We start from the raw sequence: 12,937 nt of genomic DNA, 5'->3' as shown, positions 1-12,937 counted from the left end.
GGCAACCCTGTGCCCGGCCCGGTCAGGCCTTCCGTAGTACGTCGGTGACGAGCGCCCGGGCCTCCTCCTGGAGCCGACCGAGGTGCTCCGGTCCCTGGAACGACTCCGCGTAGATCTTGTAGACGTCCTCGGTGCCGGAGGGGCGGGCTGCGAACCAGCCGGATTCGGTGGCGACCTTCAGCCCGCCGATCGCCGCACCGTTGCCAGGTGCCTCGGTCAGGATGGCGGTGATCGGCTCGCCGGCCAGCTCGGTGGCGGTGACCTGGTCCGGGGAGAGCCGCCCGAGCACCGCCTTCTGTTCCCGGTCGGCAGGCGCGTCGATCCGGGCGTACGCCGGCTCGCCGAACCGGCGCACCAGGTCGGCGTAGTGCTCGCTCGGGGTACGCCCGGTCACCGCGATGATCTCGGCGGCCAGCAGGCAGAGCAGGATGCCGTCCTTGTCGGTGGTCCAGGTCCGGCCGTCGCGGGCCAGGAACGAGGCTCCCGCGCTCTCCTCGCCGCCGAACCCGACCGAGCCGTCCAGCAGCCCCGGCACGAACCACTTGAAGCCGACCGGTACCTCCAGCAGCTTCCGGCCCAGGTCGGCGGCGACCCGATCGATCATGGAGGAGGAGACCAGGGTCTTGCCGACCGCCGCCTCGGCGGACCAGTCGGGGCGGTTGGCGAACAGGTAGGAGATGGCCACCGTCAGGTAGTGGTTCGGGTTCATCAGCCCGCCGTCGGGGGTGACGATGCCGTGCCGGTCCGCGTCGGCGTCGTTGCCGGTGCTGACCTGGTAGTCGTCGCGCCGGGCGATGAGCGAGGCCATCGCGTGCGGGGACGAGCAGTCCATCCGGATCTTGCCGTCCCAGTCCAGGGTCATGAACCGCCAGGTCGGGTCCACCAGCGGGTTCACCACGGTCAGGTCCAGGCCGTGCCGGTCGGCGATCTCGCCCCAGTACGCCACGCTCGCCCCGCCCATCGGGTCCGCGCCGATCCGCACCCCGGCGGCCCGTACCGCGGCGAGGTCGAGGGCCGAGGGCAGGTCGTCGACGTACTCGGCGAGGAAGTCGTACCGGCCGGTGGTGTCGGTGGCGCGCGCCCGGGCGTACGGGATCCGCCGCACCTCGCGCAGGCCGTCGGCCAGCAGCGCGTTCGCCCGCTCCTGGATCCACCTGGTCGCGTCGGTGTCGGCCGGCCCACCGTTCGGAGGGTTGTACTTGAACCCACCGTCCGGCGGCGGGTTGTGCGACGGGGTGATCACGATCCCGTCGGCGAGCCCGCCGCTCCGCCCGGCGTTGTGCCGGAGCACGGCGTGCGACAGCGCCGGGGTCGGGGTGTAGCCGTCCCGGCTGTCGACAAGCACCGTCACCTCGTTGGCGGCCAGCACCTCGAGCGCGCTCACCATGGCCGGCTCGGAGAGCGCGTGCGTGTCCCGGGCCAGGAAGAGCGGCCCGTCGACGCCCTGGTCCCGCCGGTATTCGCAGGTCGCCTGGGTGATCGCCAGGATGTGCTGCTCGTTGAACGCGGCCCGCAGGCTCGATCCACGATGCCCCGAGGTGCCGAACGAGACCTGCTGCGCCGGGTCGGCCGGGTCCGGCTGCTCGGCGTAGTACGCGGTGACGAGCCGGGGCACGTCCACCAGGTCCTCGGGCTCGGCGGGCTGGCCGGCGCGGGCGTGGACCGACATGTGACCTCCTTCTGGCACGGGCGTGGGCACGGGCGTGGACGGACGGAACCCGTCGGCTCCGCCGGTGGTGGCCGACGGGTCAGGGTTCGACGCGCTGTCCCTTGCCGACGACCACGATGCCACGGTCGGAAACCGTGTACCGCTCCCGGTCGCGGTCCAGGTCGACGCCGATCTCCGCGCCCTCCGGCACCACCACGTTCTTGTCCAGGATGGCGTTGCGGACGACGGCGTGCCGGCCGATCTCCACCCCCTCCATCACCACCGAGCCTTCCACGTGGGCCCAGGAGTGCACCCGGACATTCGGCGAGACCACCGAGTTCTCCACAAGCGCACCGGAGATCACGACGCCCGGGGAGATCATCGAGTCCACCGCCCGGCCGACCCGCTCCTCCAGGTCGTGCACGAACTTGGCGGGCGGCCACGGCGGGTGGTCGGTGTAGATCGGCCACTCGTAGTTGTAGAGGTTGAAGACCGGGTGTACGGCGATCAGGTCCATGTGCGCCTCGTAGAACGAGTCGAGCGTCCCCACGTCCCGCCAGTACGCCCGATCCCGGTCGGTGCTGCCCGGCACCTCGTTGTCGCGGAAGTCGTAGACGTTCGCCTCGCCCCGCTCGACGAGCATCGGGATGATGCTGCCGCCCATGTCGTGCTTGCTGCTCCGGTCGGCCGCGTCGGTCTCCACCGCCTCGCAGAGCACCTTCGTGGTGAAGACGTAGTTGCCCATCGAGGCGTAGATCTCGTCGGGCGCGTCCGGCAGCCCCCTCGCGTCCGTCGGCTTCTCGCGGAACGCCTGGATCCGCCGGCCGTCCGAGCCGACCTCGATCACCCCGAACTGGTCGGCGGAGGCGAGCGGCTGGCGGATGCCGGCGACGGTCACCCCGGCACCGGAGGAGATGTGCTGGTCCAGCATCTGCCGGGGGTCCATCCGGTAGATGTGGTCGGCGCCGAAGACGATCACGTAGTCCGGCTGCTCGTCGTTGATCAGGTTGAAGCTCTGGTAGATCGCGTCGGCGGAGCCGGCGAACCACCACGGCCCGCGGCGCTGCTGTGCGGGTACCGGCGTCACGTAGTTGCCGAGCAGGTTCGACATCCGCCAGGTCTTGGTGACGTGCCGGTCCAGCGAGTGCGACTTGTACTGGGTCAGCACCACGATCTTCAGGAACCCGCCATTGGCCAGGTTGGACAGCACGAAATCGATCATGCGGTACATGCCGCCGAACGGAACGGCGGGTTTGGCCCGGTCGGCGGTGAGGGGCATCAGTCGCTTGCCCTCTCCCCCGGCAAGCACGATCGCGAGGACCTTGGCGGACATGTCACGACGGTAACGGAGGCGGCAGCCCGCCGCACGGGGCTCGTCGGCTCCGGGGGTGCGACGGTCACTGGTCGAGGGCCTCGGCGGCGGCCTCGGCGACGCGGTCGGCCAGTACGCCGAGGAGCCGGGAGTCGAGCCGCCACTGCTGCCAGTAGAGCGGGACCTCGACCACCGCCACCGGGTCGATCGGCACCAGGCTGCCGGCCGGGTAGCGGTCGCTCTGCTGGGGCGGCACCATCCCCCAGCCGAGCCCGAGCCGGATCGCCTCCGGGAAGTCACCGGAGGACGGGACGTAGTGGCGCGGCGGGTTCCAGGCTCGGCGGGACCGCTGCCGCAGGTAGCGCTCCTGGAGGTCGTCGCGCCTGTCGAAGACCACTATCGGGGCGTGGGCCAGGGCATCCAGGGTCGGACCCTCCGGCAGCCAGGCCCGGACGAACTCGGGACTGGCCATCGGGCGGTAGCGCATCCGGCCGAGCGGGCGTACCGCACAGCCCTGCACCGGGCGGGACTCGGAGGTGATCGCCGCCATCGCCGTACCCTGGCGGAGCAGTTCGACGGAGTGGTCCTGGTCCTCGCGGTAGAGGTCGACACAGATCCGCTCGCGGGCGGCGGCCGCCAGCGCCGGGAGTACCCAGGTGTTCAACGAGTCGCCGTTGACGACGATCGGGATCCGGCTGAACTCGGCCGGCTCGGCCGGATCCTGTCCGAGTTCGCCGAGCGCGTCGGTGACCAGCAGCGCGACCTGACGGGCGAGCCGGAGCACGACCTGTCCGGACGGGGTGGGCCGGGCCGGCTTGCCGCGCTCGACAAGCACCCGGCCGACGCTGCTCTCCAGCGCCTTCATCCGCTGGCTGACCGCCGAGGGGGTGACGTGCAGCCGCCGGGCCGCCGCCTCGAACGAGCCGTTGTCGACGACTGTGACGAAGGTGCGGAGCTGCTCGAACTGGAGGTCCATGTTAAGCAACCCTAATGAATCGTAAGAATGATTAGCTGGAGTGACCTGGCCGGCTTACCTATGGTCGAGCCCGTGATCCTCTCCTCGACCATCGCCGCGCCCGGCCCGCTGCCGCTGCTCGCCACCGGGTTCGGCGTCGGCCTCTCCCTGATCGTGGCGATCGGCGCCCAGAACGCGTACGTGCTCCGCCAGGGCGTACGTGCCGAACACGTCCTGCCGATCGTGGCGATCTGCGCCGTCTCGGACGCGGTACTGATCCTGGCCGGGATCACCGGGGTCGGGGCGGTGGTCGAACGCGCCCCCGCCGTGCTCACCGTGATCCGCTGGGCGGGTGCCGCCTTCCTGGTCGGCTACGGGCTGCTCGCCGCCCGCCGGGTCTTCCGCACCCAGAGCCTCCAGGCCGACAGCGGCGGCGGTGCCGTGACCCGGCGCACGGCCGTACTCACCGTGCTGGCGATGACCTGGCTCAACCCACACGTGTACCTGGACACCGTGCTGCTGCTCAGCTCGATCGCCAACACCCACGGCCCGTCCGGCCGGTGGTCTTTCGGGGCCGGAGCCGCGCTCTCCAGCCTCACCTGGTTCGCCGCACTCGGCTACGGCGCCCGGCTGCTCGGCCGCGTCTTCGCCCGCCCGGTCGCCTGGCGCGTCCTCGACGCCCTGATCGCGCTCACCATGATCACCATCGGCGTCAGCCTGGTGCTTGCCGACTGATCCGAGGCAGCGGCCCGGGACACCAGAATTCGGGGAAGCCGTGCGGGACCGGTTGCCCATACCCTCCGATCCGCCCTCGCCGGACGTGTAGGTAGGTGGAGGTGGTTCATGGACGAGGAGCGGTCGTTCGAGGCGTACGTGCGGGCGCGGGGGGCCGCACTGTTCCGGATCGCGTTCCTGCTCACCGGCGACCACCACCTCGCCGAGGACCTGGTGCAGCAGTCGCTGATCTCCACGGCCTCGCACTGGCGACGCATCACCGCCTCCGGCGACCCGGACGGGTACGTCCGGCGGGTCCTCTACCACCAGCACGTCTCCTGGTGGCGCCGCCGTCGCCGCCGGCTGACCGAGGTCCCGGGGGACATACCGGTGGACCCCGCCCCGGATCGCAGCGACGAGGTGGTGGCCGCCGTCGCGGTACGCCGGGCCTTGGCGCTGCTCGCCCCACGACAGCGCGCCGTGCTGGTGCTGCGGTACTTCGAGGACCTGAGCGAGGCGCAGACTGCCGAGATCCTCGGCATCCGGGTCGGCACGGTGAAGAGTCAGACCCGGGACGGACTCGCCCGGCTGCGGGTACTCGCGCCGGAGCTTGCCGAGGGGATCGACGCGGAGGTGACGGCGTGAACGAACGCAGGCTTACCGAAACGCTCCGGGCCATCGGCGACGAGGTGACCGTACCCCCGCTCCCCACCGACCTGTGGCGCAGTGGCCGTCGCCGCCGTCGCCGCCGGCTGGCCGCGGCGACCTGCCTCGTCGGCCTGCTCGCGGCCGCCGTTGCCGTGCCGGTGCTGCACGGACCGCCGGGCCTGGACGCGGTGCCGCCCGCCGAACCGGCTCCCGCCGTCCCCTCCGAGGTGTACGCGCCGCTGCCGCTCCAGCGGACCGTGCGGCAGGCACCGGCCGGCCCGGCCGCGCTCATCGTCAGCGGAGGTGCGGGCACCCTGCGTGGCAGTGACGTCCTCGGTGGTTACGAGGGCCGCACCCTGGTGGTGGGCCTGGACGGCCGTTACCGGCTGGTGAACGGTGCCCACGAGGGTGAGGTCGGGGAGGACTTCCACCTCTCCCCCGACGGGCGGACTCTCGCCGCCACCGGGCCGGTGGACGGCAGCGAGCAGGCGGAGTTCGACAGCACCACGCTGGTCGACCTGAGCACGGGCCGGAACCGGACGTACCCGGACGGCAGCCCGCTCGGCTGGGCGCCGGACGGACGACACCTGCTGGTCCGCCGAGCCAGCGGCGGCCTGGAACTGCTGGACACCCGGTCGGGCCAGCCGGCCAGGCCACTCGGCCTCAGCACCGCCGACCGGACCCGGGTGGCGTTCTCACCGGACGGCTCCCGGCTGGCGGTCGAGGTCGACGCGGTGCTGCACATCCTCGACCTGGTCTCCGGCACACGTGCGACGACGAGCCTGGATCCGGGTGATCGGCTGGCCGGGTCGGGGGCGTGGACGGCCGACGGCCGGATCGCCGTCTGGGAGCTGCTCGCCGGCTGCGAGCGCGGCTGCGATTCGCCGATGCCGGACGTCGGAACCTTCCGGCTGACGCTGCTCGACCCGGGACCCGGTGGCGGACGGCAGAACCTTGGCGCCGCCGAGGTTCGCGGCCGGACGCCGTGGCTGCTCGGTTGGCGCCGGGACGGCAGCGCTGTGGTGCAGACCTACCGCCCCGCACCGGGCGTACCTCAGCCAGTGCCGTCGGAACAGGCCGAGACGCGGGTCGTCGCGCTGTCCCCGGGCGGCGGTCAGACGGTACTCATCGAGCTGCCACGCTCAGCGCACCGCGTCGACATCGCCCGGCACCTGATCACGGCGGACCGGTTCGGCGAGCCACCGCCGTCGTCGTGGACCCGGCTCGCCGACTGGCTGGCCGGGGTGGCGCAGCGATCCCTTCCGATCGTGGCCCTGCTGGCCGGACTGCTCATCTTCCGCTGGCTCCGGCGACACGGGGTGCGGCGGCGCGGGGTGCGGTGGAGGTGGCGGCCCCTGCCGGCAGGGTGGCGGGAGGTCACGCCGTGGCGGGGTGACGAGCGGCGGGGCCGCACCGCAGCCGACGAGCGGCGGGGCCGCACCACGGGTGACGCACCGGAGACGTCGGACCCAGCGGACCGGGACCGGCTGCACTAGGGTGCCGGCTGTGACCGAAACCGCACCCGACGACCGGCGACTCCGGGTCGACCTGCTGACCCGGGAGTACCCCCCGGAGGTGTACGGCGGGGCGGGGGTGCACGTCGAATACCTCGCCCGCGAGCTGCGGTCCCGAGCCGACACCCGGGTGCACTGCTTCGGCGCCCCACGCCAGCCGCCGTACGCCGAGCCGGGCGTCACCGCGTACCCGGAGCCGGCGGAACTGGCGCACGCGAACGCCGCGCTGCGCACAATGGGTGTGGACCTGGCGATGGCGGCCGGTACCGCCGGCACCGACGTGGTGCACAGCCACACCTGGTACGCCAACCTCGCCGGGCACGTCGCCAAACTGCTGCACGGGGTGCCGCACGTGGTGACCGTGCACAGCCTGGAACCACTGCGGCCGTGGAAGGCCGAGCAGCTCGGCGGCGGATACGCGCTCTCGTCGTGGTGCGAGCGGACCGCGCTGGAGGCCGCCGACGCGGTGATCGCGGTCTCCGCCGGGATGATGCGCGACCTGCTGGCCGCCTATCCGGGGGTCTCGCCGGAGCGGGTACGGGTGGTGCACAACGGCATCGACACCCACCAGTACGCCCCCGACCCCGGCACCGACGTGCTGGACCGGCTCGGCATCGACCCGACCCGCCCCAGCGTGACGTACGTCGGCCGGATCACCAGGCAGAAGGGCCTGCCGTACCTGCTCCGGGCGGCGCGCCGACTGCCGGCGGAGGCCCAGCTCGTGCTGCTGGCCGGCGCGCCGGACACGGCGGAAATCGCCGCCGAGGTGGAGGAGCTGGTCACCGAGCTGCGGGGCAGCCGGGAGGGCGTGGTCTGGGTGGCCGAGATGCTGCCCAAACCCGAGGTGATCCAGATCCTCAGCCACAGCACCGTCTTCGTCTGCCCGTCCGTCTACGAACCGATGGGGATCGTCAACCTGGAGGCGATGGCCTGCGAGACCGCGGTGGTGGCGACCGCGACCGGCGGCATTCCCGAGGTCGTCGCGGACGGCTCCACCGGCCTGCTGGTGCCGATCACCCAGGCCAGCGACGGCACCGGTACGCCGCTGGACCCGGAGCGCTTCGTCGCCGATCTGGCCGACGCGATCACCGAACTGCTCGAAGACCCGAAACGCGCCGTCGAGCTGGGTCGGGCCGGCCGCCGCCGGGCGGTCGAGCACTTCTCCTGGGACGCCATCGCCGACCGCACCGTCGCGGTCTACCGCGAGGCTCTCGGCGGCCACCCGAACGCCTGACCCCCACCGGGCGGGGCAGCGTTCCGGCGGTACCTCGTCCAGCGCGCGGCCGTGGATCAATCACAGTAGGTTGGGCAGGGTGAGTGGACGGATCCCGATCGAGGACGTGACGCCGTCCGTGGCGGGTGGCCGCTACCCGGCAAAGGCGGTGGTGGGCGAACTGGTCCCGGTGACCGCCAGGTCGTACCGGGAGGGGCACGCCGCGATGGGCTGCCAGGTGGCCTGGCGCGGCCCGGACGGCGTCGAGCGGCCGGTGGTCCGGATGCGCCCCGGCCCGCACTTCGACGACCGGTGGCATGCCACGATCCGCCCCGATGCGGTGGGCGGGTGGAGCTTCACCGTGCAGGCGTTCGAGGATCCCTACCTGACCTGGCGGAACGCCGTAGTCAAGAAGGTCGACGCCGGGCAGGAGGCGGCCGACCTCGCCAACGACCTGGCCGAGGGCGCCGAACTGCTGGACCGGGCCGCTGACGGCGTACCCGGGGAGGAGCGCGACCGGGTCCGGAAGGCCGCTGCCGCGCTGCGCGACGGTGACCGGCGGCTGGCGGAGCGGGTCTCGCCCGCCCTGGACCTGGCCGACCTGCTCTGGGCGTACCCGGTCCGGACGCTGCTGACCGAGGCGCCGGCCCAGCCCGTCTGGGTGGACCGGCCGAGGGCGCTCTTCTCCGCCTGGTACGAGTTCTTCCCGCGCTCCGAGGGTGCGGTGCTGGCCGCCGACGGCCGGCCCGCCCGGTCCGGGACGTTCCGCACCGCTGCCGAACGGCTGTCCGGGGTCGCCGCGATGGGCTTCGACGTGCTCTACCTGCCGCCGATCCACCCGATCGGCCGGACCAACCGCAAGGGTCGGAACAACACCCTGGTCGCCGGGGCGGACGACGTCGGCTCGCCGTGGGCGATCGGCGCGGCCGAGGGCGGGCACGACGCCATCCATCCGGATCTCGGCACGCTCGACGACTTCCGGGCCTTCGTCGCCGCCGCCGGGCAGGTCGGGCTGGAGGTGGCGATGGACCTCGCGCTCCAGGCCGCACCGGACCACCCGTGGGTGACCGACCATCCGGAGTGGTTCACCACCCGGGCGGACGGGTCGATCGCGTACGCCGAGAACCCGCCGAAGAAGTACGAGGACATCTATCCGGTCAACTTCGACAACGATCCGGAGGGGATCCGGGCCGAGGTGCTGCGGGTGGTGCTGCACTGGGTGGCGCAGGGCGTCCGGATCTTCCGGGTGGACAACCCGCACACCAAGCCCTTCGACTTCTGGCACTGGCTGATCTGGGAGGTGAAGCGGCACGACCCGGACGTGCTCTTCCTGGCCGAGGCCTTCACCCGACCGGCGGTGATGCACGGGCTCGGCAAGATCGGCTTCACCCAGTCCTACACCTACTTCGCCTGGCGGACCAGCCCGGCGGAGCTGCGGGAGTACTGCGCCGAACTGGTGGCGGCAGCCGACCACATGCGGCCGAACTTCTGGCCGAACACCCCGGACATCCTGCCGGAGCACCTCCAGCACGGCGGGCCGCCGATGTTCAAGATCCGGGCGGTACTGGCCAGCCTGCTCTCGCCCTCCTGGGGGATCTACGCCGGCTACGAACTCTTCGAGCACGTGGCCCGGCCGGGTGTAGAGGAATACATCGACAACGAGAAGTTCGAGCTGCGCCCCCGGGACTGGTCGGCCGCCGAGGCGCAGGGACGGTCGCTGGCCCCGTTCCTGGCCCGGCTCAACGCCGTCCGGCGGGCGAACCCGGCCCTGCACTGGCTGCGCAACCTGGTCTTCCACGAGATCGACAACCCGGCGCTGCTCTGCTGGTCGAAACGGGACGAGCAGACCGGCAACACCGTGCTCGTGGTCTGCTCGGTCGATCCCGGGCAGGTGCAGTGGGGCAACACCGTCCTGGACATGCCGGCGCTCGGCTTCGACTGGCACGAGCGGTTCACCGTGCACGACGAGTTGACCGGCGCCCGCTACGACTGGGGGCAGCACAACGCCGTCCGGCTCGACCCGCTCCTCTTCCCCGCGCACGTCTTCACGGTGCACCGGCACGGCGGCCCGCCAGACGACGCGGCCGGGGTCGACAGCGCGGCCGATGGGGGACGTCCGGCCGGAGTGGAAGGGCTGGGATGGACGAGCTGATCACCGGTACGACGCACGACCCGCACGCCCTGCTCGGTGCCCATCCCGACGGCGAGCGGACGGTGATCCGTACCCTGCGCCGGGGCTCCGGCACGGTCGAGTTGCTGGTCGGCGGGGAACGGCTGCCGATGCGCCGGGTGCACGACGAGGGGGTCTTCGAGGCGGGCGTCCCCGGCACGGTGCTCGACTACCGGGTGGTGGTCGACGGTGCCGAACCGCGCGACGACCCGTACCGCTTCCCGCCGTCCGTCGGTGAACTGGACCTGCACCTGATCGCCGAGGGCCGGCACGAACGGCTCTGGACCGCTCTCGGCGCCCGACCGGCCGACGACGGCGGGGTGTCGTTCGCGGTCTGGGCGCCGAACGCCCGAGGTGTCCGGGTGGTCGGTGACTTCACCGGCTGGGGCGCGCACCAGGGCTGGCCGATGCGGTCACTCGGCGCCAGCGGGGTCTGGGAGATCTTCGTCCCGGAGGCGACGGTCGGGCAGCGGTACAAGTACCGGATCCTCTCCCGGGACGGGGTGTGGCGGGACAAGGCGGATCCGCTGGCCCGGCGTACCGAGGTGCCGCCCGCCACCGCCTCGGTGGTGGACCGGTCCGGCTACGAGTGGTCCGACGCGGACTGGCTCGCCCGTCGGGCACGGCGGCAGCCGCACCAGGAGCCGATAAGCGTCTACGAGGTGCACCTCGGTTCGTGGCGGCCAGGTCTGTCCTATCAGGAGCTTGCCGAGCAGCTCACCGCGTACGTCCTCGACCTCGGCTTCACGCACGTGGAGTTCCTGCCGGTGATGGAGCACCCGTACGGCGGCTCCTGGGGCTACCAGGTGACCGGCTACTACGCCCCGACGGCCCGGTTCGGTGACCCGGACGACTTCCGTCATCTGGTCGACCGGCTGCACGCCGCCGGCATCGGGGTGCTGCTGGACTGGGTGCCGGCGCACTTCCCCCGGGACGACTGGGCGCTGGCCCGGTTCGACGGCACCCCGCTCTACGAGCACCCCGACCCGCGCCGCGGCGAGCACCCCGACTGGGGCACGTACGTCTTCGACTACGGCCGGCCCGAGGTCCGCAACTTCCTGGTGGCGAACGCCCTCTACTGGTGCGAAGAGTTCCATGTGGACGGTCTGCGGGTCGATGCGGTCGCCTCGATGCTCTATCTGGACTACTCCCGCGCCGACGGCGAGTGGCTGCCCAACGAGCACGGCGGTCGGGAGAACCTGGAGGCGATCGCGCTGCTCCAGGAGGTCAACGCGACCGTCTACCGGCACCATCCGGGCGTGCTGATGGTGGCCGAGGAGTCCACGGCCTGGCCGGGGGTGACCCGGTCGACCGACTCCGGCGGGCTGGGCTTCGGCTTCAAGTGGAACATGGGCTGGATGCACGACACCCTGAGCTATCTCGGCAGGGACCCGATCCACCGCCAGCACCACCACAACGAGCTGACCTTCTCACTGGTCTACGCCTGGAGCGAGAACTACCTGCTGCCGATCAGCCACGACGAGGTGGTGCACGGCAAGGGATCGCTGCTCGGCAAGATGCCCGGCGACCAGTGGCGCAAACTCGCCGGGGTACGCGCACTGCTCGCGTACATGTGGGCGCACCCGGGCAAGCAACTGCTCTTCATGGGCTGCGAACTCGGCGACGACCGGGAGTGGAGCGAGACCAGAGGGCTGGACTGGCGACTCACCGACGATCCGGGCCGGGCCGGCGTGCAGCGGCTGCTCCGGGACCTCAACCGCGGCTACCGGGACAACCCGGCGCTCTGGTCCCAGGACACCGTACCCGCCGGCTTCCGGTGGATCGTCTCGGACGACGCCGCCAACAACACGGTCGCCTTCGTCCGGATCGCCACCGACGGCTCGCCGCTGGTCTGCGTGGCGAACTTCGCCGCGCTGCCGCACGAGGGTTACCGGATCGGGCTGCCGCTGGCCGGGCGCTGGTCGGAGATCCTGAACACCGACGCGGACTGTTACGGCGGTTCCGGGGTGGGCAACCTGGGCGCGGTCACCGCCGAGGACCGGCCGTGGCACGGCCTGCCCGCTTCGGTGGCGCTGCGGGTGCCACCGCTCGGCGTACTGTGGCTCCGCCCGGGCTGAGCAACGTCCGCGTTCAGTCGGGGAGCGCAAACCGCCTCCAGGAGAGACCGTCCTCGGTGATCAGGACATAATCCGGGCCGATGGCCGACATGTCGTCCCGGCCGTAGAGCCAGGCGCGACCGGGAGCGACCCCGACCGGTCCTGCCTGGCCGGCGGGCCCGCGCTCCTCGGTGAAGTGCTGCCCTCCGTCCCGGCTCACCAGCAGGGCCGGGGTGAGTGCCGGTGTCACGTCGCCGGACTGGGCGACCAGTAGTGAGCCGTCCGAGCCGATGGTGAACGGCCGGTCCACCGGCGATGCCACCGCGTGCCGCTGCCCCTGCGGCAGTTGCCGCAGCGCGGCCAGCAGGGCGAGGTGCTCCGGCGAACGATCGGCGACGGCTGGCGGCGGGCCGATCCGACGCAGCAGGCTGCCGAGCAACCGGTGCCGGCGGTACCGGGTACGGGGGACATTCACCGCCACTCGGCGCAGCCACGCCTCCGGGTTGTCCAGTCGGGCAAACCGCCGGGGCGCGGCCAGCGCCCTGGTGAAGGACTCCTGGACCGCCTCCTGTGCCTCGTGCAGATCACCGGTCACGGCGTAGAGCTGGACCACCAGCCGCCGGAAAGAGCCTGCGTACAACTCGGAAATCAGATCACTGTCGGTCACCGTCACCTCCCTTCTCCATTACTCCACCGACGAGCCGAG

General features: G+C 72.0%; 9 protein-coding genes and 1 pseudogene. 6 read left to right on the top strand and 4 right to left on the bottom strand.

Annotated features, from left to right (window positions below; all coding sequences use genetic code 11):
- Positions 1 to 22 precede the first annotated feature (22 nt).
- The 3 genes and pseudogenes from pgm to CLT71_RS00545 all read right to left on the bottom strand — a co-directional run bounded on the left by pgm (position 23) and on the right by CLT71_RS00545 (position 3,936).
- On the bottom strand, positions 23 to 1,669 hold the full coding sequence (gene pgm, locus CLT71_RS00555; protein ID WP_101365349.1) for a phosphoglucomutase (alpha-D-glucose-1,6-bisphosphate-dependent): 1,647 nt from the start codon (positions 1,667 to 1,669) through the stop codon (positions 23 to 25).
- 79 nt (positions 1,670 to 1,748) lie between these two features.
- A pseudogene (glgC, locus tag CLT71_RS00550) lies at positions 1,749 to 2,984 on the bottom strand (glucose-1-phosphate adenylyltransferase); the annotation flags it as partial.
- Between the two features lie 61 nt (positions 2,985 to 3,045).
- Positions 3,046 to 3,936, bottom strand: coding sequence for a LysR family transcriptional regulator ArgP (locus CLT71_RS00545; RefSeq protein ID WP_101365347.1), 891 nt, complete (start codon positions 3,934 to 3,936; stop codon positions 3,046 to 3,048).
- Between the two features lie 72 nt (positions 3,937 to 4,008).
- Between CLT71_RS00545 and CLT71_RS00540 the strand changes: the two genes are divergently transcribed.
- The 6 genes from CLT71_RS00540 (at position 4,009) to glgB (ending at position 12,252) form a co-directional block, all read left to right on the top strand.
- Positions 4,009 to 4,650: a LysE/ArgO family amino acid transporter gene (locus tag CLT71_RS00540; RefSeq protein WP_486482957.1), complete on the top strand. Its 642-nt coding sequence runs from the start codon at positions 4,009 to 4,011 to the stop codon at positions 4,648 to 4,650.
- A 108-nt stretch (positions 4,651 to 4,758) separates the two neighbouring features.
- A complete protein-coding gene (locus tag CLT71_RS00535) occupies positions 4,759 to 5,274 on the top strand; it encodes a SigE family RNA polymerase sigma factor (protein ID WP_101365345.1) in 516 nt (171 codons plus the stop codon).
- A complete protein-coding gene (locus CLT71_RS00530; RefSeq protein WP_101365344.1) occupies positions 5,271 to 6,773 on the top strand; it encodes a WD40 repeat domain-containing protein in 1,503 nt (500 codons plus the stop codon). The genes CLT71_RS00535 and CLT71_RS00530 overlap by 4 nt, the downstream gene beginning before the upstream one ends.
- A gap of 10 nt (positions 6,774 to 6,783) precedes the next feature.
- The gene (gene glgA, locus CLT71_RS00525) at positions 6,784 to 8,025 is read left to right on the top strand and encodes a glycogen synthase (RefSeq protein ID WP_101371009.1); all 1,242 of its coding nucleotides are present in this window, start codon (positions 6,784 to 6,786) and stop codon (positions 8,023 to 8,025) included.
- A gap of 79 nt (positions 8,026 to 8,104) precedes the next feature.
- A complete protein-coding gene (locus CLT71_RS00520) occupies positions 8,105 to 10,156 on the top strand; it encodes an alpha-1,4-glucan--maltose-1-phosphate maltosyltransferase (protein ID WP_101365343.1) in 2,052 nt (683 codons plus the stop codon).
- Positions 10,144 to 12,252: a 1,4-alpha-glucan branching protein GlgB gene (gene glgB, locus CLT71_RS00515; RefSeq protein ID WP_101365342.1), complete on the top strand. Its 2,109-nt coding sequence runs from the start codon at positions 10,144 to 10,146 to the stop codon at positions 12,250 to 12,252. The genes CLT71_RS00520 and glgB overlap by 13 nt, the downstream gene beginning before the upstream one ends.
- Positions 12,253 to 12,265: 13 nt before the next feature.
- On the opposite strand, the gene CLT71_RS00510 is transcribed toward glgB, so the two are convergent.
- Entirely contained in the window at positions 12,266 to 12,898 is a 633-nt protein-coding gene (locus CLT71_RS00510; RefSeq protein ID WP_101371008.1) for a sigma factor, read from the bottom strand.
- Positions 12,899 to 12,937: the final 39 nt, after the last annotated feature.

Source organism: Plantactinospora sp. CNZ320 (assembly GCF_002846275.1).
Note: the sequence above shows the minus strand (reverse complement) of the source record. Positions and strands in the feature narration are given on the sequence as shown.

Coding starts and splice junctions, on each gene's coding strand:
- CLT71_RS00535 (WP_101365345.1), top strand. CDS start 4,759: ATGGACGAGGAGCGGTCGTTCGAGGCGTACGTGCGGGCGCGGGGGGCC.
- glgB (WP_101365342.1), top strand. CDS start 10,144: ATGGACGAGCTGATCACCGGTACGACGCACGACCCGCACGCCCTGCTC.
- pgm (WP_101365349.1), bottom strand. CDS start 1,669: ATGTCGGTCCACGCCCGCGCCGGCCAGCCCGCCGAGCCCGAGGACCTG.
- CLT71_RS00545 (WP_101365347.1), bottom strand. CDS start 3,936: ATGGACCTCCAGTTCGAGCAGCTCCGCACCTTCGTCACAGTCGTCGAC.